The sequence below is a fragment of the Streptomyces adustus genome (assembly GCF_009377175.1).
In the GTDB taxonomy this organism is placed as follows: Bacteria; Actinomycetota; Actinomycetes; order Streptomycetales; family Streptomycetaceae; genus Streptomyces; species Streptomyces adustus.
In genome coordinates this window covers 1-22,080 of sequence record NZ_VJZD01000162.1, presented here as the reverse complement: position 1 = coordinate 22,080, position 22,080 = coordinate 1, and the positions used below count along the sequence as shown (strand labels likewise).

Here is a 22,080-nt window from a genome sequence, read left to right as displayed (position 1 = left end):
GGCAGGGGCGGGCCCTGGCCGGCGGGCGGTGCCCACTCCGCGTCGGTGGTCAGCCGGAAGGCGGCGACGGCGGCCTCCACGGTGGGGAAGAAGTGACGCGGGTCGATGGTGCGGGTGAGCCCGTACTGTTCGATCTTGCGCCGCACGGGGTCCTTCAGCTCGGCGAACACCAGATGGACGTGCTCGGCGTTGAGCGCCACGTCCAGCTCCTGGAGGACGTCGGCGGCGGTGGTGTCCACGTCGGTCATCGGCTCCGCCGCGATGACGATCCAGCGCGGCCGCGGCTCGGCGCGCGCCAGCTGCCGGATCGCGTCGCGGAAGGTCCTGGCGTTGGCGAAGAACAGCGGCGCGTCGAACCGGTAGATCACCAGCCCGGGAAGCCGGCCGGCGTCCGGGTAGGAACGGACGTCGTGGTAGCCCTCCAGCCCCTTCACCCGTCCCAGCACGGTGTTGTACGGCCACCAGGCCCGCCGGAAGACGTTCAGGACGGACAGCGCCACGGCGATGGCGATGCCCGGCAGGACACCGATCAGCGCCACGCCGAGGAAGGCCGCGACCGACAGCAGGAACTCCGTCCGGCGCTGCCGCCACAGCCGTACCGTCCCCGGCACGTCGGCCAGGGACAGCGACGCGGTGACGACGACGGCGGCGAGGGCCGGCTGGGGAAGGTTGCGGAACATGCCCGGGACCAGCACGAGCATGAGGACGATGAGCGCCGCCCCCACCAGGCCGGTGAGCTGGCTCCTGGCGCCGGCCCGCTCGGCCACCGCCGTACGCGATCCACTGGTGCTGACCGGGAAGCCCTGGAAGAGACCGGCCGCCAGATTGGCCGCCCCCACCCCGGCCATCTCCTGGTTGCCCCGGATCTCCTGCCCGGTACGGGCCGCGAATGCCGACGCGTTGGAGATCGTGTCGGCCAGCGACACCAGGGCGATGCCCAGCGCGCCGCCGAACAGCGGCAGCAGATCTGTGAGTCGGACCTGGGGGATCGTGAACGGGGGGAAACCCGCGGGCAGTACACCCACCAGGTCGACGCCGTGCTCGCCGAGGTGGAAGAGCGCGGCGGCGGCGATCGCGAGGACCACCATCACGAGCACCGCGGGGACCTTCGGCATCAGCCGTTGCAGCAGCAGGATCAGCAGGATCCCGCCGATCCCGACGGCGGCCGCGGCCGGCACCACCGCCCCCTCGGCCAGCTTCCGCACCAGGCCCACGCACTCCCCGATCAGGGTGTCCGCCTCGACCTTGAACCCGAGCAGTTTGGGCAGTTGGCCGATCAGGATCGTGAGAGCCAGGCCGTTCATGTAGCCGATCATCGTCGGCTTGGAGATCAGGTCGGCGATGAACCCGAGCTTCGCCACCGACGCCAGGATCATGATCGCCGCCACCATCAGCGCGAGCACCGAGGCGAGCGCGACCGCCCGGTCGGGATCCCCGCCCGCCGCCACCAGGGGCAGCACGGTGGCGGCGATCATCGGCCCCAGCGAGGAGTCCGGGCCCAGCACCAGGATGCGCGAAGGCCCGCACACCGCGTAGCCGATCAGGCAGAGGATCGTCGTGTACAGGCCGGTGATGCTCGGCAGACCCGCCAACTCGGCGTACGCCATGCCCTGCGGCACCAGCAGCGTGGTCAGGACGACGCCCGCGACCAGGTCCTTGACCAGCCACTCGCGCCGGTACGACGACAGGGCACGGATCCCGGGAACGGCCCGCAGCCGGGACGCGACCGTGCGACTGCCATGCGGGTGGGTCACGGACCGTCCCTTCGCCTCGCGAGGATCCGCCGCGCCCGGATCCGCCCCGCGCGGATGTGCTCCGCCAGGATCCGCCTCGCCCGGATGCCCTCCGCCCGGATGCCTTCCGTACGGATCCACCCCGTACGGATCCGCTCCGTCCGGATGTGGTCCGTCAGGATGTTCTCCGCCAGGACCCACCCCGTACGGAGGTGCTCCACGGGGACGTGCTCCGTCAGGATCCGCCTCGTGCGGATCCGGCGCAGCCAGAGGCGCCGCAGCCGGACCCTCCCCATCCGGACCCTACCCATCCGGAACCGTCGCAGCCCGAACTTTCCCGTCCGGATCCTTCCGAGCCCGAATCCGAGCCCGATGCCGAGCCCGATGCCGAGCCCGAGCTCGAACCCGCCCGGCCGGACGCGCCCCGTCGGGACCCGGCGCATCCACGACGCCCGTACCGGGATCGGTCGTACCGGCACCGGTTCCGCCCGGTGGCCCCCGCTCATCCGCCGCTCACCCGCCGTCCTTCATCCGCCGGCGGGCCACCAGCTTGCCCAGCTCCCACACCACCAGCAGGGCCACGGCCGACAGCAGCGCCCAGCCGAACTGACGGGCGTCGATCGAGGTGGTCCCCAACAGGTGCCGGAAGCCGTCCAGTTGCGTCACCAGGACCGAGAGCACCAGCTGGGCCAGGGCCACCCAGTTCATCTGCCTGCTGTCGAACGTGGATGGCGTCAGCACCGAGTCCGTCTCGCTGCGGCACTCGAACGCGGCCACGATCAGACAGAGCGCGAACGCGGTGAACGCGATCGACTGACCGGTCTCGGAGCTGCCGAAGTGGGCCTGGCCCAGCTTGATCAGCCCGAGCAGTACGCAGGTGATCGCCAGCCCGGAGAGCCCCACCGTGAGGAGCACGGACCGGGTGAGCACCGTCTCCCCGCGCGGCCGCGGTCTGCGGCGCATCAGCCCCGGGCTCTCCTTGTCGAAGCCGAGCGCGAAGCCGAAGGAGGCGTTGACGACGAAGTGGATCCACAGCACCTGCGGCGGGGTGAAGGGTTCTCCCGCGGCGATGTTGAAGACGGTGGCGCCGAGGAACGTCAGCACGAACGTCACCAGCAGGAGCAGCACGAACCGGATGTACTTGGTGAGGTTGTCGTAGATCGTCCGGCCCTGTTCCACGGCGTAGACGATGGTGGCGAAGTTGTCGTCGGAGAGGATCATGCGGCTGGCGGTCTTCGCCACGTCCGTGCCGCTGCCCATCGCGATGCCGATGTCGGCGGACTTGATGGCGGGCGCGTCGTTGACGCCGTCCCCGGTCATCGCGACGACGTCGCCCTTCTTCTTCAGCGTGTCGGCGAGCAGCACCTTGTGCTCGGGCGCGACCCGGCCCAGCACACCGATGTCGTCGATCCGGGTCATCCGTTCCGTCTCGCTCATCGCGGCGAAGTCGGCGCCGAGCACGGCCTCGCCGGGGATACCGATCTGCCGGGCGATCGCCGCACCGGTGGTGACGTCGTCGCCGGTCACCAACCGGACCCGGATGTGCGCGGCCTGGGCGTCCGCCACGGCGGACTTCGACTCCTCGCGCGGCGGGTCCACCATCGCCACGAGGCTGCTCATCCGCAGTTCGGTGGCATAGCCGAGCAGGTCGCCTTCGGGATCGAAGTCGGCCGGGTCGAGGTCGCGGGTGGCCGCGGCCATCACCCGGCGTCCCTCGCCCCCCATCCGCTCGATCTGCGCCTGGGCCCGGCCCAGCAGCTCGGCGTCCCACGGCACGGTCTCGCCCGCCGCGAGCGCGGTGCCGACCCGTGCCATGACCGCGGGCGCCGCGCCCTTGACGAAGCAGCGGACGACGGGCCGGCCCGCGGGGTCGAGCGCCGAGTGGAAGGTGGCCATCAGCTTGTACTCGGGGTCGAACGGCAGGGTCGCGACGCGGGGGAGACCCTCCCTGGTGCCGTCCGTGTCCAGCCCCGCCTTGTGGGCCAGCACCAGCAGCGCGCCCTCGGTGGGGTCGCCCACCACCTGACCGTCGACCAGCTTCGCGTCGCTGGCCAGGACGTACGGCAGGATCGCGTCCTCGATGCCCGCGGAGGACCCCGCCGCGTGGTGGACCCGCCCCTCCAGCCCGTACCCCGTGCCCGAGACGGTGTACTTGTCGGTGGGACTGAGCACCTCGACGGCCGTCATCTGGTTCATCGTGAGGGTGCCGGTCTTGTCCGAGTTGATCGCCGACGTGAACGCGAGCGTCTCGACCGACGGCAGTTCCTTGACGATGGCGTTGCGGCGGGCCAGGTTGAGGCTTCCGACGGACAGGATCGCCTGGGTCACGGTGGGCAGGGCCTCGGGGATGGCGGCGATGGCCAGGGAGACCGCGCTGACGAACAGCGTGTCCCAGGCCTGACCCCGGTTGCGTCCCAGGGCGAACATCACGACCATCGTGAGCGCCGCCGCTCCCGTGATCCACAGCGTCAGCGTGTCGAGTTCCTTGGTGAGCGGCGGTATCTCCTTCTCGGTGGCGGACAGCAGTCCGGAGATCTTGCCGAGCTCGGTGTCCGCGCCGATCGCGGTCACCACCAGCAGCCCGCTGCCATGGGTGACCGGGGTGTTCATGAACGCCGTGTTGGTCCGGTCGCCCGGCGGCAGCTCCCGCCCGCCCGGCAGCGTGGCGGTGTCCTTCGAGGCGGGCAGGCTCTCGCCGGTGAGCGCCGACTCGTCGATCTGGAGCGCGCTGGCCTCGATGATGCGTCCGTCCGCCGGGACCTGGTCACCGGCGGAGATGAGCACGATGTCGCCGACGACGAGCTCCTCCGCGGGGATGTGCGCCTCCGTACCGTCCCTGCGCACCCGGGCCGTGGCCTTCATCATCGACTTCAGGGCGTTCATGGCGCTCTCGGCCTTGCCCTCCTGACGCAGCCCCACGACCGCGTTCAGCAGGGTCAGCGCGAACAGCAGCACCGCGGTGGTCCACTCCTTGATGAGCAGCGAGACCACCGCCGCGACCACCAGGACGATCTGCATGTAGCTGCGGTACTGCCCGAGGAACCGGCGCCAGGCCGGGGTCCGGGCCTCCTCGGGCAGCGCGTTGGGGCCGTGCGCGGTACGCAGTTCGGCGGCCTTCGCCGCGCTGAGCCCGACCACGGGATCGACACCGAGGGCGCGCACGACCTCCTCGGGGGAACGCGCGTACCAGCCGTCCTGAGCATCCTGAACGGCCACTGACTGTTCGCCCACGGAATCCTCCTGCACCGTCGTCGCCCTGCGTTCACCTGCCCGCCGGTCCTGCCCGGCGCTGTCGGCGGCCTAGCGGCGCTTCTTCCGGGACGGCTTCTTCCCGTCCGGCGCCCCGGCGTCGGAAGCCTTCGCGTGCTGCGCGGGATGCTGTGCCTCGTACGGGTCGGCCGGAACGCCCGAGGGCGCCTCCTCCACCAGCTCCCGCCGGGTGGCGAGCAGCTCCTTGCGCGCCGTGTCCGTCACCACCGGGTAGTGCGGGTCGATGTCCATCAGGGTGTGCGCGAGGATCGCCGCCGTGCAGATCCGCGCGAACCACTTCCGGTCCGCGGGCACCACGTACCAGGGCGCCCACTTCGTGCTCGTGGCCGACAGCATCTGGGAGAACGCGTGCTGGTAGTCGTCCCAGAACCGCCGCTCCCGGACATCCGCGGGGGAGAACTTCCAGTTCTTCTCCGGCAGGTCGAGGCGCTTGAGGAAGCGGGTGCGCTGCTCCTCCTTCGACAGGTTCAGGAAGACCTTCACCACCTTGAACCCGTTGTCCGTGAGGTAGCGCTCCCAGTTGTTGATCTCCTGGTAGCGGCGCTGCCACAGGTCCGACCCGTGCGAGCGCTCGGGCAGCTTCTGCCGCAGGAGGAGCTCGGGGTGCACCCGTACGACGAGCACCTCCTCGTAGTGCGACCGGTTGAAGATGGCGATCTCGCCCCGTTCGGGCAGCCGCTGGGCGTAGCGCCACAGATAGTCGTGGTCGAGTTCCTCGGAGGAGGGCACCTTGAAGCTGCTCACCCGCACGCCCTGCGGATTGACGCCGCTCATCACATGACGGATCGTGCCGTCCTTGCCGCCGGCGTCGAGCGCCTGGAGGCACAGCAGTACACCGTACGTGTCCTGGGCGGCCAGCCGTTCCTGGTACTCGGCCAGCAGGGACACCCCGGCCCGTAGCAGTTCGGCCCCGTCCCGCTTCTTCACCCCGGCCTTGTAGCAGGGGTCGAAGTCCCGGCCCAGCCGGACCTTCGACCCCGGCTTCACTCGCAGCGGGGCGATGAACTCGGCGATGCGCTCGGCTCTCTCGTCCGTCATCACGGATCAGCTCCTGACTCCATGTCCGACGACCTCCAGACCGCGCGGACCCGGCTCGCGTCACGCCCGGCGAGCGGGTGCTCACGCTCATTCTCGGGTCGACCCGACAAGATCGCCCGCCGAAGCCGGCCCGGGAGACCCGCGACATGCATCGCCCCCGAACGCCGGTGCGGCGTTCGGGGGCGATGCCCTCTCCTGTCGGCCCGGGCCCGGTCGCGGACGCGACCGTCCCCTCAGGAGGGGGTCAGGACCGGCGGTGGCTCTGGGCTTCGGCCTCGGCGTTGGCGATGGCCACGGCCTCCGCCTCGGCCAGCTCGATGGCGACACCGAACGCCTGGGTGATGTGGCTCGCGGCCGACATCACGCGTGCGGTGCCCACGACGGGGGCGATCGCGATGAGGACGTCCTGGAGTTCCTCGACCGTCAGGGCGGCCTTGACCGCGGGATTGATGTGCGCCAGGTAGGAGATCGCGGGTGCGTCCATGGCCACGAGCGCGGCGATACGGGAGAGGATCAGCGTTCTCTCGTCCATGCCGCAGCGCTCGATGGAGTCGATGGTCATGGCGGCGAGCGTGTCGAGGACAGGAGCGTCGGACGCGGAGGCCATAGGGGACCGCCTTTCGGTGCTGGGGGAGGTCTGGGGGGAGTCAGACGCACTGCCCGCCGACCGCGGGAACACCTGCGGCTCGGCGGGTGGCTCTCTCAATGTAGGTGCCGTCCGGGTGTTGCGCCTGCTGGGCCGAACGGGCGAAGCGCGGCGGCCGGTACGCCCTGGCCACAGCCGTCGGGACGAGCGGGTGGGATCCGGTGCGCGGACCGGTGCGTCCGTGCGGCCGGATGCCGAGTGGCGCTTTCCGGGGCACCATGGTCGCTGATTGGAGGACGCCCGTCCGCCGGTCCGGCCCGATCGTCCGGAGCGGAGAGGCAGTCGCCCAAACGGAGGCACGACATGACCACTCAGGTGTATCTCGCCTACGACTACCCGCTGCTGAGCCTCTTCTGGACCATGCTGTGGCTGGGGCTCTGGATCCTGTGGCTGTTCCTGCTCTTCAGGATCGTCTTCGACATCTTCCGCGACGACGACATGGGCGGCTGGGGCAAGGCCGGCTGGCTGGTCTTCGTCATCCTGCTGCCGTTCCTGGGCGTCTTCGTCTACCTCATCGCCCGCGGCAAGGACATGGGGCGCCGCGAACTGGAACAGGCGCGCGCACAGCAGAAGCAGTTCGACTCCTACATCGCGCAGACGGCCGCCGGTGCCCGGCCCGACAGCGCCGACGAGCTGGCCAAGCTGTCGGACCTGAAGGCGCGCGGCGCGATCACGGAGGAGGAGTTCCGGCGGGCGAAGGAGCTGGTCCTGACGGACAGCGCCCCGCAGGGCCGGCCCGCCGCGACCGCCACCACCGAGCCCTCCGGCGGGGTGCCGCGGCCCTGACCCGCGGGTCCCGGCCGGCGGCCCTGGCCCGCAGTCGCTCGCGTACGAGTCCTCGGCACCGGCCGACCCGGTGCCGAGGACCGTCTCGTCGGTGCCGAGGACCGGCTCGTCCGGGCCGGTGCGCGTAGGCCGGTCACACCCGGTTCACCTGGGCTTTCCCTACCGGCCCCGAGCAGGTTATAGTCGATCTAGAGCGAGACGCGGAAACGCGGGACACGCTCCACGCGTTGGTGGTCCAAGGAAAGACGCCCCGCTTCCTGCGGGGAAATGCAGGTGCAAGGCCTGCCCGGCGCTCGATGCAGACCCCGCCCCGGATGATCCGGGGCGGGGTCTCTGCGTTTCGGCGTCCGAACGACCGCGCCCGCCCGGCCGCCCGGCCTTCCGGCAAACGGGTCACGTCGCCTTCAGATCCGACGCAATGATCCGTACCGCTGAAATGCGTCGAAACTTCAAAGGCCGTCAACCCGCCGCTTTTTATCGGCCACGGGTCACGGTGCAATCCGGCCAGTTATGTCTCACAGGATTGTGTGCATGCACTTGAGGTGTCACCGTCATGCGCGGAATCGCAGGCCGATCATGACATTAACCACTCCACACCCGCCGAATTCCGTGCCTATGGCAGGCGTTTGCCCGGGGTGCGAGTCCGGCCGGTAATCCGCAGATCCGCTAAAGGAGACATTTCGCAGTCATGAGAAACGTACTTGACGCTCCTGCCGACAGACCCCACGCTCAGGACCGCGGCGGCAAGAGCGTGAGACCGGGGTGGCGCGCCCGCGCGGGTGTTCTCGCGGCGGCCACGGCGATGATCTCGACGGCCGCCCTGATCGGTGCCGTTCCGGCGATGGCGGCGCCCGCACCGATCAAACTGACCTCCTCGTCCTGCCCCAGCGTGATCCAGCAGGGCCAGAACAGCGGCTGCGTCACGGAACTCCAGAACCTGCTCAACGCGCACGGTGCCGGCCTGACGGTGGACGGCGACTTCGGCCCGGCCACCCTGCACGCGGTCCGTGAATACCAGGCCGCCACCGCGATCGCGGTGGACGGACTGGTGGGCCCGCAGACCAAGTCGAAGCTGTACGCGACCGGAGGATCGGCGCCCGCGCCGATCAATCTGCTGTCCTCCTCCTGCCCGGCGAACATCGTCCAGGGCAACAAGAGCGGCTGCGTCACCGAACTCCAGCGGCTGCTCCGCCACTACGGTTACTCGGTCGACGTGGACGGTGATTTCGGCCCGGCCACCGAAAGCGCGGTCCGCAGTTTCCAGTCCTCGCACGGTCTGTCGGTCGACGGCCAGGTCGGCCCGAACACCAAGGCCGAGCTCTACAACACCGACGAATCGCCCGCGACCGGAATCGACCTGCGGTCGGCGTCCTGTCCGGCGAACATCACGGAGGGCCAGAGCGGCGGTTGTGTCGCCACCCTTCAGGCCCTGCTCAACGGCAAGGGCCAGCACCTGGACGTGGACGGCGAGTTCGGTCCGCTGACCCTGGCGGCCGTGAAGTCCTTCCAGTCCGCGAGCGGCCTGTCCGTCGACGGCGAGGTCGGCCCGAACACCAAGGCCGCCCTGTACTCCAACATCGGCGGTGGCGGCGGCAGCGGCGCACCGGCGCCGATCAACCTGAACTCCGCCTCGTGCCCGTCGAACATCGTCAAGGGCCAGAAGAGCGGCTGCGTCACCGAGTTGCAGAGCCTGCTCAACCACCACGGCGCCGACCTGGCCGTGGACGGCGACTTCGGACCGATGACCGAAGCCGCGGTGCGCGACTTCCAGTCCGAGAAGGGCCTGTCGGTCGACGGCCAGGTGGGGCCGAACACCAAGGCGGCGCTGTACGGCGCGGTCACCCCGCCGACCACGCCCCCGCCCGGCGGCGGCTACAGCAAGATCTACGACGTCGCCGCGGCCGAGGTCGGCACGGTGGAGGGCAGCGCCCGGGCGAACAGCTACGGCGCGGCCGTGGGCCTGTCCCTGTCCACGAACAACTACGCCTGGTGCGCGACCTTCGTCAGCTGGGTGGCCCAGCAGACCGGTGCCACCTCCTACCGCAACAGCTATGTCTCGGGCTGGGTCAAGCAGGCGCGGGCCGGCAACTACCACCTGTCGGTGACGAACAGCCCGCAGCCCGGCGACATCGTGGCCTACGACTGGAACGGTGGCAGCGACTTCACCGGCGGCCACGAGCACATCGGCATCGTGCGCTCGTGGAGCGGCGGCTCCAGCTTCACCGCGGTCGAGGGCAACACCGGCAACCCCAACGGCGGCAAGGACGGCGTCTACGTCAAGAACCGCTCCACCGCGAGCGGCTACGACGTGGTCTTCATCCGCGTCCGCTGACCGGCCCCACCGGGCTGTTTCGCCTACGTGATCCGTCCGGCCGTCACGGCCGGACGGATCACCGTCGTCCCACGTCCGCGGCCCTCGCCCGCGCCGCGCCTGCGTACCCTGTTTTCGTGTCAGCCTCTCGTCTGCGTCGCGTCGCCGTCCTCGTCCTGGAGGGGGCGAAGCCGCTCGACGTCGGCATTCCCGCGCAGGTCTTCTCCACGCGGGCGAGCATGCCGTACGAAGTGCGGCTGTGCGGCGCGGCACCCGGTCTCGTGACCGGCGGCGACGGCCTCTCGTACCATGTCGCGCACGGTCTCGACGCGCTCACCTGGGCCGACATCGTGTTCATCCCCGGCTACCGCCACCCCGACCGCGACGACCCGCCGGGGGCCGTCGTCGACGCGCTGATCGCCGCCCACCGCCGCGGGGCGCGGCTGGCCGCCATCTCGACCGGCGCCTTCGCGCTCGCCGCGACGGGGCTGCTCGACGGCAGGCGGGCCACCACCCACTGGCACTACACCCGGGCCCTGATGGCCAGACACCCGCGGGTCCAGGTCGACGAGAACGTCCTCTTCGTCGACGAGGGCAGCGTACTGACGTCGGCAGGCGCCGCCTCCGGCATCGACCTGTGCCTGCACGTCCTGCGCGGCGATCTCGGGGTGGCCGCGTCGAACCACGCGGCCCGGCGCCTGGTCGCGGCCCCCTACCGCAGCGGCGGCCAGGCCCAGTACGTGCCGCGCAGCGTGCCCGAGCCGCACGGCGAGCGGTTCGCCGACACCCGCGCCTGGGCGCTGCACCGGCTGCACGAACCCCTCACCCTGGAGATCCTCGCGCGGCAGGCGGCGGTCTCGCCGCGCACGTTCTCCCGGCGCTTCGTGGAGGAGACCGGCTACACGCCGATGCAGTGGGTCATGCGGGCCCGTATCGACATGGCCCGCGAACTGCTCGAACGTTCACAGCGCGGGGTCGAGCAGATCGCCGCCGAGGTCGGCCTCGGCACCGGGGCCAATCTCCGGCTGCACTTCCACCGCATCCTCGGCACCACACCGACCGAGTACCGCCGCACCTTCGCCCAGGGCGAATAGCCCCGCCATCAGCCCCGCCACCTGCCGAGATCCACCGCTGCCCCGCCCTGGCACGACCCACGGGGAGATCATGGCGCGATCCTTTTGAACCGTGGCGATCCCGCCACTGTCCGCCGCCCGGGCGGCAGGCGAGTCTGGTGGCGAACCGAAGGGACACCACTCATGACTCGCATCGCCATCAACGGATTCGGCCGCATCGGACGCAATGTGCTGCGCGCACTGCTCGAACGCGACAGCGCCCTGGAGATCGTCGCCGTCAACGACCTCACGGAGCCCGAGACCCTTGCGCGACTGCTCGCCTACGACTCGACGGCCGGCCGGCTGGGCCGCCCGGTGACCGTCGAGGGGGACGTCCTCGTCGTGGACGGCCGACGCATCAAGGTGCTCGCCGAGCGCGAGCCGGCGCAACTGCCGTGGGCCGAGCTCGAGGTGGACATCGTCCTCGAGGCGACCGGCCGCTTCACCTCGGCCAAGGACGCCCGTGCCCACCTCGACGCGGGCGCGAAGAAGGTGCTCGTCAGCGCGCCGTCGGACGGCGCCGACGTCACCCTGGCGTACGGGGTCAACACCGACGCGTACGACCCGGCCGTCCACACGATCGTCTCGAACGCCTCCTGCACGACGAACGCGCTCGCGCCGTTGGCCGCGGTGCTCGACGAGCTCGCCGGGATCGAGCACGGCTTCATGACGACGGTGCACGCCTACACGCAGGAGCAGAACCTCCAGGACGGCCCGCACCGCGACGCCCGTCGGGCGCGGGCGGCCGGCGTCAACATCGTGCCGACCACGACGGGAGCGGCCAAGGCGATCGGCCTCGTGCTGCCCGGCCTGGACGGCAAGCTGTCGGGCGACTCGATCCGGGTGCCGATCCCGGTCGGCTCGATCGTCGAGCTGAACACGACCGTCGCGCGTGACGTCACCCGTGACGAGGTGCTGGCGGCGTACCGCACCGCCGCGGAAGGACCGCTCGCCGGCGTCCTGGAGTACTCGGACTTCCCGCTCGTGTCCGCCGACATCGTCGGCAACCCGGCCTCGTCCATCTTCGACTCGGCCCTCACCCGGGTCGACGGCCGCCATGTGAAGGTGGTCGCCTGGTACGACAACGAGTGGGGCTTCTCGAACCGCGTGATCGACTCGCTCGAACTCCTCGCCGGCTGACCGGACGGCAGCAGAGCGCGGGCACGCTATACTCGATCTTGAGCGCACCGCGAGATCGCAGTGAGATCGTCGTGACCGCGCAGTGCGTTGGTGGTCCAAGGAAAGACGCCCCACTTCCTGTGGGGAGATGCAGGTGCAAGGCCTGCCCGGCGCTCGAACAGACCCCGTCCCGGATGCTCCGGGGCGGGGTTCTTCGTGTGCGGTGCGCGCCGCCGCACCACTGGACGGCCCTGCGACGCGGTGGTTCGGCCAGCGCCGCCCGCTCGGCACCGCTACTGTCGACGCCATGGGCGGTGATCGCCGAGGGTGGCGCGCGTGTCTGCTCGGCGGAGCGGTGTTCGCCGTGTGCATGGCCGGCACCACACTGCCGACTCCGCTGTACGGCCTCTACCAGGACAAGTTCGGGTTCTCCGAGCTGACGGTCACCGTGGTGTACGCCGTCTACGCCTTCGGGGTCATCGGTGTGCTGCTGCTCGCGGGCAACGCCTCCGACGCCGTGGGCCGGCGTCCCGTGCTGCTGTGGGGCCTGGGATTCGCGGCGGCGAGCGCCGTCTGCTTCCTCGCCGCCACCGGACTGGGCTACCTCTACGCGGGGCGGCTGCTGTCCGGGCTGTCCGCCGGTCTGTTCACCGGGGCCGCCACGGTCTACGTGATGGAACTGGCCCCGGACGGCGGAACCTCCCGTGCGACGTTCGTGGCCACGGCCGCCAACATGGGCGGTCTCGGCTGCGGTCCCCTGCTCGCCGGAGTCCTCGCACAGTACGCGGCCTGGCCGCTGTACCTCCCGTTCGTCGTGCACCTCGCCCTGGTGGCCTGCTCGGCCGCGGTCCTGCTGTGGCTCCCGGAGACCGTGGGGGAGCGGCGGCCGCTGCGCACGGTACGACCGCAACGGCCCGGCGTTCCCGCACAGGTACGGCCGGTGTTCGGCCCGGCGGCCACCGCCTCCTTCGTGGGGTTCGCCCTGTTCGGAGTGTTCACGTCGGTCAGTCCGGCGTTCCTCGCCGAGTCCCTGGACGTGCGCGACCACGCGGTCAGCGGGCTGGTCGTGGCGCTCGCCTTCTTCGCCTCGACGGCCGGACAACTCGCCGCCGGCCGGGTCGGGGTGGGCCGGTCGCTGCCCCTGGGGTGCGCCGGACTGCTCGCCGGGCTCGCGTTGCTGGCGGGCGCGCTGAGCTGGGACCTGCTGGCGCTGGTGGTGCTGAGCGCGGTCGTCGGCGGATTCGGGCAGGGCCTGGCGTTCCGCGGGGCGCTGTCGGCGGTGGCCGAGGCGTCTCCCGCGGACCGGCGCGCGGCCGTGGTCTCGACCCTGTTCGTGGTGGCGTACGCGGGCATCTCGGTGCCGGTGATCGGGGTGGGGGTGCTGTCGGGTCCGATCGGACTGGAGGGCGCCGGCCTGGTGTTCATCGTGTGCATGGCCGTGCTGGTGTCGACGGCGGGTGTCTATGTGCTCAGACGACCGGTCCCGGCCCGGACCTGAGCGCGCGGCGGACGGGACCGGACGGCTCCGGTGACCGGCGTCGCGCGAGCCGTCGGCTCCGCGGCCGCCCGGGTCGGGCTTCGAATGGCCCGATCGGTCCCGCGCGGGCACCCTGGAGAGATGAAGCCCGAGGCACCCGCCACGGCAGGGGGTGCGGTCGCCGGATTCCTCGGTAATCCCGTCGTCGGCATGGCGCCGTGGATCATCTTCTCGCTGCTGGTCGGACCCGGCAGGTTCGAGATCGCGGTCGTGCTCGCCCTGGCGGCGACGGTCGTCCTGGTCGCGGCCGGCCGGATCGTGAACCGGGGCAGCTCCTGGAAACTGCTGGAGCTCGCCGACATCGCCTTCTTCACCGCCCTGGCCGTCGTCGGCGCCCTCGCGAGCGACGGCACCCAGCGCTGGCTGGAGACATACGCCGGTGAGGTCTCCAACATCGCCCTCTGCCTGATCGCCTTCGGGTCCATGGCGTTCGGGACGCCGTTCACCCTCCAGTACGCGCGCGAGCAGGTGGACCCGGAGTACTGGCACACGCCCACGTTCCTGCGCACCAACTACCTCATCACCGGGGCATGGGGAGTGGCGTTCCTGGTCGCCGCGCTCGCGGGCGCCTACGGCGACCTGGTCCAGCACGATCCGGACAACCTCTGGACCGGATGGATCATCCAGATCCTGGCCATCGTGGCGGCCCTGCGCTTCACCGCCTGGTACCCGGACGTCGCACGGGCGCGCGCCCGGCGCGCGGCGGGCCTTCCGGGGCCGGAGCCGCCGCGGCTGAGCGTGATGTTCCTGCCCCTGGCAGGGCTGCTGGTGCCGATCGGGATCGCGGTCCTGATCTTCGACGACGCGTGGTGGCTGGGCGTGGCACTGATCGTGGCCGGCGTCCTGCTCACCAAGGTCCTGACCGCACGCGACGCCGCGTGACCGGCGTCGTTGTCAGTGGTGCCTTCTAGTCTGCGTTCATGACCACCATGGAGTCCGGCATGGAGTCCGGAGGCTGTTCGGACGAGGTGCTCGTGGAGTGCCTCGCGGCGATCGACGAGCTGCTCGTACGGCCGTTCCCCCCGACCAGCTTCGACGACGCCATCCAGAGCGGCGGCCCCAACCATCATGTGCGCGTGCTGCGGGCCAGCCACGACTTCTGGGAGGACATCGGCGGCGAGGCCTGGCACCGGGCGGACGCGGAGCTGCGGGCCTGCCTCGACGCGTTGGGCGCGGAGTTCACCGCACGCTGGGGCGATCCGTTCGACGTCGACCTGTGGTCGTATCTGATAGCCGGTTCCGAGGGGGCGGAGGTGCCCGATCCGCTCGACCTGCTCAGCCAGCTGGCCGTGAGCATGCGGGTCTGGTCGCTCGCGGACCGCGGCCGCTGGCTCGGGCTCACCGTCGGGCAGGGCGACACGGAACTGCCGCTCGAACTGCTGGCGGTGGTCGGCCGTACCCCCGTGCCCGCGCCGAGCGTGCCCGGGGGCGCCTGAGCGGAGCCGGACCGTCACCGCCGCCCTCGCCGAGGGTGCGCACCGGGGGTCCGGCCGGGGCGCCGCGCGTGGCGGGCGCGCGCCCCGGCCGGCGCGGTCAGGACAGGTCCGTCTGGAGGTAGGGGACCAGCCGGACGGGGCCGCTCAGACCGTGGTCCTGGCGGGCGACGGCGCCGAACACCGCGGGCTGCGCCACCCGGAGACGGTTGATCAGCGGCGTCGCGACCTCCACCTCGATCCGGTTGGTGCCCGGCCGCAGCAGACCGGGGCCGAGGTCGACGACGGGGTTGAGCCGGCTGACGGCCGGCAGCCGGGTGCCGTTGACGGTGACCCGGCAGGTGTCGCTGACCTGCCCCAGCTCCAGCCGGGCACCGTGCGCGGGGGTCCAGCCGGCGGGCAGTTCGACCGTGGTGCGGTAGTGGCCGATGCCCGCGCTGTCGGCGAGTTCGGGGATCTTCGACCACGGCAGGAGCGTGTCGAGGGTGACCGAGACGCCGACGACCTCGGTGCGGGTCGCGGTGGAGCCGGGACGCCAGTCCTCGACGTCCAGTTGCCACCGGGCGGGGACGACGGCATCCGGCAGGGCCGGGACCGTCGTGGTGAAGGTCCGGCCCCGGTCCGGCCGGGTGGTGTAGGTGCCGGCCGTGGTCGCCCGTACGGCCAGCCCCTTCTCGGTGAACAGGACGCTGTCGGCGTCGGTGGTGACGACGTGCGGCCGGGCGCCGTGCCGGTCGCCGAAGAGTCCCGGACGGCCCAGCGCGATGATCGTCGACTCACCCGGCTGGAGCTTGATCCGTACGGTGAAGTCGTCGCCGTCGCGCGTGTACCGGGCGAGCCGGACGGCGTCCCCCGTCCAGGGGTCGAGGAGGTAGGGGACGGTCTCGCCCTGACCGTCGCGGCGCAGGGTGACCTCGTGGTCGATGGCGGCGACGGCCGGCTTGACCGTCTCGGCGTGCTTGCCGTTGCAGAAGTAGTAGTAGTCCGCCTCCTTCGTCGAGCGACGGGCGTTCAGCAGGGTGGACGCGGTGGCGTAGCGGGCGTCGGGGGTGACGCCGAGCTCGGCCAGGGCGTTCCCGACGAGCGCCTTGTCGGTGACGCGCACGACGTTCGGCAGGGCGAGCAGCCGGTCGAGGGTGGCCCGCAGCCGGTCCGTTTCCCCGTCGGCCGGGACGCCCGGGGTCAGGCCCTGGTCGAAGGCACCGAGCAGCACGACCGGCAGTCCGGCCCGGGCCAGCGTGAGGATCTTGCCCGCGTCGTCGATCGACAGGGTGGGCGTGGAGCCGTAGAAGAAGTCGCCCTCGACGAACAGGGCCTTGTAGGCGGGGCCGTCGGGTGCCAGCCGGCCCTGCCTGACGGTGGCGCTGGGCAGGTCGAGCAGCGGGCCGCTGAGGAACTGGTGGGTCCAGCCGAGCGTGATGCCGGTCGCGGTGAACCAGGACGCGCCGATCCCGGTGGCGGTGTACCCGGTCTGCCGGAAGACGGCCACGTCGGCGCCGGCGGTGCCGGTCTGGAGGACGCGGTGCACACGGCCGAGGTAGCCGGAGATGTCCGCGATGTGCGTCCAGGTGGGCTGGCGGGGACCCCACGACTCGCCGTAGCCGGCCGCGCCGTTGTACGGGCTGAAGGCGGCGAAGCCGGGCCAGGCCACCCCGGGTGCGGTGGCGTAGGAGAAGCCGTGCAGGTTGGTCTGGTTGACGCCGGCCGCGTACGCGCCGCCCATGGTGCGCAGGAACCGGTCCCAGGTGGTGCTGTACGCGGACCCGTTGTAGGCGCCCGCCTCGCAGGACAGCACGGTGTGGCCGGCCATGTCGCGGCCGCCCGCCAGACAGCGGTAGTCGTCGAGGTTCTTGAAGCCGAGGGACTCTCCCTCGGGGATGTCGAGCAGGGCCGCCGAGGCGATCGCGTCCGTCTGGAGGCCGTACGGCTGGGAGCGCAGCCCCATGCCGAGCGAGTGCGCCCAGTCCCGCAGGGCGGTGATGTGGTGACGGTTGAACAGCGCGGAGACGGTGCCCCAGAAGTCGTGCCGGATCTGCCGGGTCACCTGGGCCTCGAACGCGAAGACCTGGTTGCTCTTGTCCAGCACGAGCGCGGGCAGGTAGGGCAGCAGCGGCCGCCCGGTCTGCTCCTCGAAGGCCTCCGGAAGCCCGGTCGTCCAGACCAGCCCGTCCGTCTCCATCTCCACGGAGTCCTCGAAGAAGGTCCCGCCCGCGGCCCGCAGCAGCCGCCGCAGTTCGGCGTTCAGGATCTTCTGGTCCCAGTGGTCGGTGACCGCTCGGGTGCCCGCGGCGCTGAAGTGGTCGACGACGTACGCGGCGGGGGAGGTGTGCGGCCCCGACTCGGGCTGCTGGGCCGAACCGCGCTGCCAGTACGAGATCAGCTCCCAGGCGCCGTCCGCCGGCGCCGTCCAGGACAGCGTGCCGTCGGTGACCAGCGCCGTCAGGTCCCGGACGCTGTCCAGGTCGAGGCCGGTCTCCTTGCGGGTGGAGTTCGTGGTGTTCACCCGGGCGGCCTGGACGGCCACGAGCCGCTGCCGGGCGACCCCGCTCTCGGCGGCGCGCACGGACGCGGGCACCGGGCCTTGATACGTTTCACCGGCGCCCAACGAGACTCGTCCGTAGGCGAGTTCCTGCGCGGCCACCGCGTCGTCGGGGACGACGCCGGGGACCGCGACGGGCCAACTCGGGCCGAGCGTCAGGTCGATGGTCACCCCGCGCCGGACGGCTCTGTCCAAGGCCGCCGTCACGCCCTCCTGCCAGGGCTTGCTGCCCCAGCCGTGGTAGGCGGTGTCCAGCACCGACTTGTCCTTGATGCTGTGATGGACACCGGCGATCTCCATGCCGCCGAAACCGGCGTCGGCGATCTGGTCGATCTCGCGGGCGACCTCGTCCGGGTCCACCAGCCCGTCCGGCCACCACCAGCGGAACCTGGGGCGCACGGAGCGCGGGGGATTCGCGAACCAGTCGGCGTCCGGGGCCGGTCCCGCGGCCGCCGTCGCCGCGGCGGCCGGAAGGGCGACCGCCACACCCGGCAGCGCGCTCAGGACCGTCGCTCCGATGCCTGCCGCGAGGGCCACACGCCGGGAAATTCCGCCGGGCCGCGGCGTCTCTTCAATCATGGTGCGCCTCAAAGTAGGAGAAGAAAATGGGGAATCAAACGACTGAATCGTTTCAATTCAGGCCGACGCCGGAACGCTAAGCCTGTGCTTCGTCGAAGGTCAAGGGATCGGCAACGATCGGGTGCGAGCGGGGACCGGGGGAGGGTGCCGCCGGACCGGTCGTCGGACGCGTCGTCAGGCGCGCTGCCGGACGCATCGTCAGACGCGTTGCCGGACGGGGCGCGAGCACGGGCGCGACACCGGGCCCGGACTGCGGATAACGTGCCGGTCATGTCCGCACACGTCCCCTCCGCGCCCCCGACCGGCGCTCCCCGCAGAGCCCGTGAACTCGGCATCGTCGTGGGCGATCTGCCGACCGGGCGGTACAACGCGCTGACGGACGTGCCCGGCATCCGCGTCGGACACACCACGCTGGTGGATCCGCCCCGGGTGCACAGCGGTGTCACGGCGATCGTGCCCGACGGCGTGGGTCCCGAACGGCCGCTGCCCGCCGGGGTGTTCGCGGGCAACGGCTACGGCAAGCTGCTGGGCACGACCCAGATCGCCGAACTCGGCGCGATCGAGACCCCGGTGCTGCTCACCTCGACCCTGTCCGCCTTCCGGGCCGCGGACGCCCTGGTCGGCTGGATGCTGGAGCGGCCCGAGGGCGCGGGCGCGCGGAGCCTGAACCCGGTGGTGGGCGAGTGCAACGACGGACTCCTGTCCGACATCCGGTCGCGTCCGGTGCGCGAGGAGCACGTCCGGGCCGCGCTGGACGGCGCGTCGGACGGACCGGTCGCCGAGGGGTGCGTGGGGGCGGGCACCGGGCTGACCGCCCTCGGCTTCAAGGCGGGCATCGGCACCTCGTCACGGCGGGTGCGGCCGGCCGGCCACGAGGCGGTCCTAGGGGTCCTCGTGCAGGCCAACTTCGGTGGCACGCTGCGGGTCCTGGGGCGCACCGTCACCCCCGCCGACGTCGGGATCCCCGCCGTGGACCCCGGCGCCCAGGACGGTTCCTGCATGGTCGTGGTCGCCACCGACGCGCCCCTGGACGCCCGGCAGTTGACCCGGCTGGCCCGCCGCGCCGTCTTCGGGCCCGCCAGGGTGGGAGCCTCGTACGGTCATGGCAGCGGCGACTACGGTCTGGCCTTCGGCACCCACCCGCCGGGCGCGCCCGCGGGGCCCGCCGTGCTGTCCGATCGCGACCTCGACCCGCTGTTCGCCGCCGTCCTCGACGCCGTGGAGGAGGCCGTCCTCGACTCGCTGCTGACCGCCACCACGACCACGGGACCGTACGGGGACACCCGTCATCCGGTGCCCGCGGCTCCGTTGCTCGCCCTGCTGGGGTCGGCGGTCGTCTGAAGGCCGAGGAGCTGGCGGGTGTGGCCGGGCACGTGGTTCTCGGCGAGGCCCTCGATCAGGCCCGCCAGCGGGACCGGCTGGTCCAGCACGAGGGTGTCGCCGGACATGAGGAAGGCGGGCACCAGCACCGAGGCGGCTCCGGCGTCGAGCCGGTCGGCGATGTCGCACAGCAGTCCCGCCTGGCTGCGGACACGGTCGATCAGCTCCTCCCGGCCGGCGTGCTCGGCGATGATCCGGCCGAGGTTCCAGGTGTCGAGGCAGACCCGGTTGTCGAAGACGGGCCGCGCGCCCGCGACGACGCCCAGCGCGACCGCTGCGACCGAGGCGTCGACGCTGAGGAGATGGGCCAGGATCTGGTCGGCGTTCCAGCCGCCGTCCGCCGCCTCGCCGAGGCCGGGTCCGGCCGCCACGTCGAGCAGCCGGTCGTAGGCGTCGCGCAGTGCTGTCGTGTCCACGGGATCACTTCCCTTCGGTCGGGCCGGGGCGGCCCTGTTCCTGTTCGGCGGCCTCGGTGACCTCCGCGGCCTCGGCGGCGTCCTTGATGGCGGCCAGCCGCCGGTCCCAATCGGCCGCGAGCGAGGCCATCCACCGTGCCGTCGCGTCCAGTGCGTCGGGTCGTACCGCGTAGCGCACCTCGCGTCCGGCCCGGCCGCCGCGCACCAGCCCGGCGGCGTCCAGCACGGCGAGGTGCTTGACCACGGCCTGGCGCGAGACGGGGAGGTGCTCGGCGAGCGAGGTGGCGCTGGCCTGGCCCCGGGCGGCGAGCAGTTCGAGCAGTCGGCGCCGGGTCGGGTCGGCCAGCGCGGCGAGGACACCGTCGACGGTGTCCGGGGTGCCGTCGGCGCCGGGACGCTCCGGTGTCACGCGGAGGGCTGTTCGGCGCGCGCCTTCAGCGCGTCGAGCTCCACCGGCCAGCCCGCGGTGTGGTCCTTGAGGTTCTGGGCGCGCAGCTCCTCGGATCCGGCCAGGGACGCGAATCCGCTCTCGACCACGCGCAGCCGCGTCCCGTCGCCCTCCGGGGTGAGGGTGAACTCCACCAGGGTGCTGTTGTCGTCGCGCAGTTCCTCGCCCGGGAAGGCGCTGGTCCAGCGGTACGCCAGGTACGTCGGCGGCTCCACCTTCTCCACCCGTACCGGGAAGTCGCCGTGCTCGGGGTTCTTCGCCACCATCGACTCGCCCTCCTTGGCCACGGTGCCGGGCAGGCTCGCCTTGTCGGCCACCCAGAAGCCGGGCTGGGCCACCAGCGACCAGACGCGCTCCAGCGGCGCGGCGATCAGGGTCTCGCGTTCGATCCGGTCCTCGCTCATCAGGGACTCCTCTGTCGTCACCGTCCATGCGTGCAACTCCAGGGTTGCACATTGATTCCAGACGTGCAACCGAATGGTTGCTCCTGGAGTCGGGCGGAGACCGGCGCGCGGTCCGCGGGGGCATTCACGGCCGGGTTCGGGGAAGACGCCAGGACGCGGGCTCGGCGCGGGCGCAGCCGCCGAAGGCCGACGGAACCATCGAAGAGGGAGTCACAGTGACCACGTACGTCATCACCGTCCCCGGCACGTTCCTGCGAACGGTCCCCCACGGCCTGCGCTCGGGCATCGAGCGCAGGCTTCGGCCCCGCGACCCCAGGAACACGGATCTCGGGGAGAACGAGGAGCTGAGCCTGCTGACGGTGGACGAGGGCGGCATGTTCGCCGCCCGGGTCGAGGTCGACGCCGCCGACAGCGCGGGCGCCGAGGCCGAGGCGGTCCGGGTGGTCGCAGGGGCCCTGCGGGACTGCGGCCTGGCCGAGGAGGACGCGCCGCTGGGCGAGGCGATCGTGACGGGCATCGACAGCGGGCTGTGAGGCGCCCGGCCGTCGGGGCCGGGACCGTCTGCGTCGAAGCTCGGCCGTCGGGGCCGGGACCGCCTGCGTCGGAGCTCGGCCGTCCGGGTCTCGGGCCGTCAGGCGCACTCGTACGTGAAGTACGTGGTCGCCGACGGGCCGCGGCCCGACGCGCCGCCGGGGGAGAGGACCCGGAGTTCCGCCGCCGCCCGGTAGGCGCCGGGCCCCTGGAACGACCAGCGCAGACGCACCCGCGCGCGGTTCTGCCCCGAGGGCACCGTCTCGTGCAGGACGTCCGAGCTCGTGCCGTCGTTGCGCACCCAGCGGTAGGACAGGGTGCCCGGCCGTCCGTTGGTGGTGATCACCCCCACGATGTCCATCGTCCCGTCGCACCCGACGGTCGACGTGCGGGTGGTGACGCTCACCCGTTCCGGCGCCACGCCCGGTCCCGAACGCTGCCAGGCCAGGAACGCGATCGCCGCGATCAGCACCAGCGCGGGCAGGGCATGGCGGCGCGGGTCCCGTCGCGCCCGGGCGGGGGTCGGCTCGACGACCGGCAGGGTCGGGGAGGAGCCGGAGGGGCGCCGGGCCGTCGCGAGGGTCACGCCCGGGCCGAAGCGCAGGACCGTTCCCTCCACGCGATCTGGGGCCGTCCGGTGCGCGGGCGTGGTCGGGACGGTCGCGTCGTCGAGGAGCGTGCCGTCCGCCGCGGGTCGCTGGATCCAGTGGCTGCCCAGTTCGGTCGCGCTGTACTCGGCCGGTGCGCCCGGTCCGCCGCGCTCGTCCGGCCGGCCCGGCGCGCCCGGTGGGCCTGGCG

At 71.9% G+C, this 22,080-nt stretch carries 19 protein-coding genes; 9 read left to right on the top strand and 10 right to left on the bottom strand.

Features of this window, described 5'->3' with window-relative positions:
- The 5 genes from FNH09_RS31005 to FNH09_RS30985 form a co-directional block, all read right to left on the bottom strand.
- Window positions 1-1,754, bottom strand: a 1,754-nt coding sequence (locus FNH09_RS31005; protein ID WP_162469349.1) for a sulfate permease, incomplete at its 3' end; no start/stop codon positions are given.
- Window positions 1,751-1,954: a hypothetical protein gene (locus tag FNH09_RS31000; RefSeq protein WP_152893217.1), complete on the bottom strand. Its 204-nt coding sequence runs from the start codon at window positions 1,952-1,954 to the stop codon at window positions 1,751-1,753. The genes FNH09_RS31005 and FNH09_RS31000, both read right to left, overlap by 4 nt.
- Before the next feature lie 292 nt (window positions 1,955-2,246).
- The gene (locus FNH09_RS30995) at window positions 2,247-4,964 is read right to left on the bottom strand and encodes an HAD-IC family P-type ATPase (protein ID WP_162469348.1); all 2,718 of its coding nucleotides are present in this window, start codon (window positions 4,962-4,964) and stop codon (window positions 2,247-2,249) included.
- A gap of 69 nt (window positions 4,965-5,033) precedes the next feature.
- Window positions 5,034-6,041: a polyphosphate kinase 2 family protein gene (locus FNH09_RS30990; RefSeq protein ID WP_152893216.1), complete on the bottom strand. Its 1,008-nt coding sequence runs from the start codon at window positions 6,039-6,041 to the stop codon at window positions 5,034-5,036.
- A gap of 244 nt (window positions 6,042-6,285) precedes the next feature.
- Window positions 6,286-6,648: a carboxymuconolactone decarboxylase family protein gene (locus FNH09_RS30985; protein ID WP_152893215.1), complete on the bottom strand. Its 363-nt coding sequence runs from the start codon at window positions 6,646-6,648 to the stop codon at window positions 6,286-6,288.
- 342 nt (window positions 6,649-6,990) lie between these two features.
- Between FNH09_RS30985 and FNH09_RS30980 the strand changes: the two genes are divergently transcribed.
- The 7 genes from FNH09_RS30980 to FNH09_RS30950 all read left to right on the top strand — a co-directional run bounded on the left by FNH09_RS30980 (window position 6,991) and on the right by FNH09_RS30950 (window position 14,988).
- A complete protein-coding gene (locus tag FNH09_RS30980) occupies window positions 6,991-7,473 on the top strand; it encodes an SHOCT domain-containing protein (protein ID WP_152893214.1) in 483 nt (160 codons plus the stop codon).
- A 688-nt stretch (window positions 7,474-8,161) separates the two neighbouring features.
- Window positions 8,162-9,805 (top strand): peptidoglycan-binding protein, encoded by a 1,644-nt coding sequence (locus FNH09_RS30975; protein WP_238427207.1) that lies wholly within the window; start codon window positions 8,162-8,164, stop codon window positions 9,803-9,805.
- A gap of 116 nt (window positions 9,806-9,921) precedes the next feature.
- Complete coding sequence (locus FNH09_RS30970) at window positions 9,922-10,878, top strand: helix-turn-helix domain-containing protein (protein WP_162469347.1); 957 nt, start codon at window positions 9,922-9,924, stop codon at window positions 10,876-10,878.
- Window positions 10,879-11,040: 162 nt separating this feature from the next.
- Window positions 11,041-12,036, top strand: coding sequence for a type I glyceraldehyde-3-phosphate dehydrogenase (gene gap / locus FNH09_RS30965; RefSeq protein WP_152893213.1), 996 nt, complete (start codon window positions 11,041-11,043; stop codon window positions 12,034-12,036).
- A gap of 286 nt (window positions 12,037-12,322) precedes the next feature.
- Window positions 12,323-13,513 (top strand): MFS transporter, encoded by a 1,191-nt coding sequence (locus FNH09_RS30960; RefSeq protein WP_152893212.1) that lies wholly within the window; start codon window positions 12,323-12,325, stop codon window positions 13,511-13,513.
- Window positions 13,514-13,633: 120 nt separating this feature from the next.
- Complete coding sequence (locus FNH09_RS30955; RefSeq protein ID WP_238427206.1) at window positions 13,634-14,434, top strand: hypothetical protein; 801 nt, start codon at window positions 13,634-13,636, stop codon at window positions 14,432-14,434.
- Between the two features lie 38 nt (window positions 14,435-14,472).
- A complete protein-coding gene (locus FNH09_RS30950; protein WP_238427205.1) occupies window positions 14,473-14,988 on the top strand; it encodes a hypothetical protein in 516 nt (171 codons plus the stop codon).
- A 97-nt stretch (window positions 14,989-15,085) separates the two neighbouring features.
- Here the strand turns inward: FNH09_RS30950 and FNH09_RS30945 are convergent, their stop codons facing one another.
- The gene (locus tag FNH09_RS30945; protein ID WP_152893210.1) at window positions 15,086-18,103 is read right to left on the bottom strand and encodes a glycosyl hydrolase; all 3,018 of its coding nucleotides are present in this window, start codon (window positions 18,101-18,103) and stop codon (window positions 15,086-15,088) included.
- 270 nt (window positions 18,104-18,373) lie between these two features.
- Between FNH09_RS30945 and FNH09_RS30940 the strand changes: the two genes are divergently transcribed.
- A complete protein-coding gene (locus FNH09_RS30940) occupies window positions 18,374-19,444 on the top strand; it encodes a P1 family peptidase (RefSeq protein ID WP_152893209.1) in 1,071 nt (356 codons plus the stop codon).
- Here FNH09_RS30940 and FNH09_RS30935 read toward each other — a convergent pair.
- Genes FNH09_RS30935 through FNH09_RS30925 form a run of 3 tightly spaced genes read right to left on the bottom strand, consistent with a single transcriptional unit; the run spans window position 19,390 to window position 20,751 of the window.
- On the bottom strand, window positions 19,390-19,899 hold the full coding sequence (locus FNH09_RS30935) for a hypothetical protein (RefSeq protein WP_152893208.1): 510 nt from the start codon (window positions 19,897-19,899) through the stop codon (window positions 19,390-19,392). The two genes, FNH09_RS30940 and FNH09_RS30935, sit on opposite strands and share 55 nt — an antisense overlap.
- A gap of 4 nt (window positions 19,900-19,903) precedes the next feature.
- On the bottom strand, window positions 19,904-20,308 hold the full coding sequence (locus FNH09_RS30930; protein WP_162469346.1) for a metalloregulator ArsR/SmtB family transcription factor: 405 nt from the start codon (window positions 20,306-20,308) through the stop codon (window positions 19,904-19,906).
- Window positions 20,305-20,751, bottom strand: a complete 447-nt coding sequence (locus tag FNH09_RS30925) for an SRPBCC domain-containing protein (protein ID WP_152893207.1) — start codon at window positions 20,749-20,751, stop codon at window positions 20,305-20,307. The genes FNH09_RS30930 and FNH09_RS30925 overlap by 4 nt, the downstream gene beginning before the upstream one ends.
- A gap of 215 nt (window positions 20,752-20,966) precedes the next feature.
- Here FNH09_RS30925 and FNH09_RS30920 point away from each other — a divergent pair, with 215 nt between their 5' ends.
- On the top strand, window positions 20,967-21,284 hold the full coding sequence (locus FNH09_RS30920; protein WP_162469345.1) for a hypothetical protein: 318 nt from the start codon (window positions 20,967-20,969) through the stop codon (window positions 21,282-21,284).
- Between the two features lie 98 nt (window positions 21,285-21,382).
- Here the strand turns inward: FNH09_RS30920 and FNH09_RS47220 are convergent.
- Window positions 21,383-22,080: hypothetical protein (locus FNH09_RS47220; RefSeq protein WP_238427204.1), on the bottom strand; the 698-nt coding region annotated here is incomplete at its 5' end.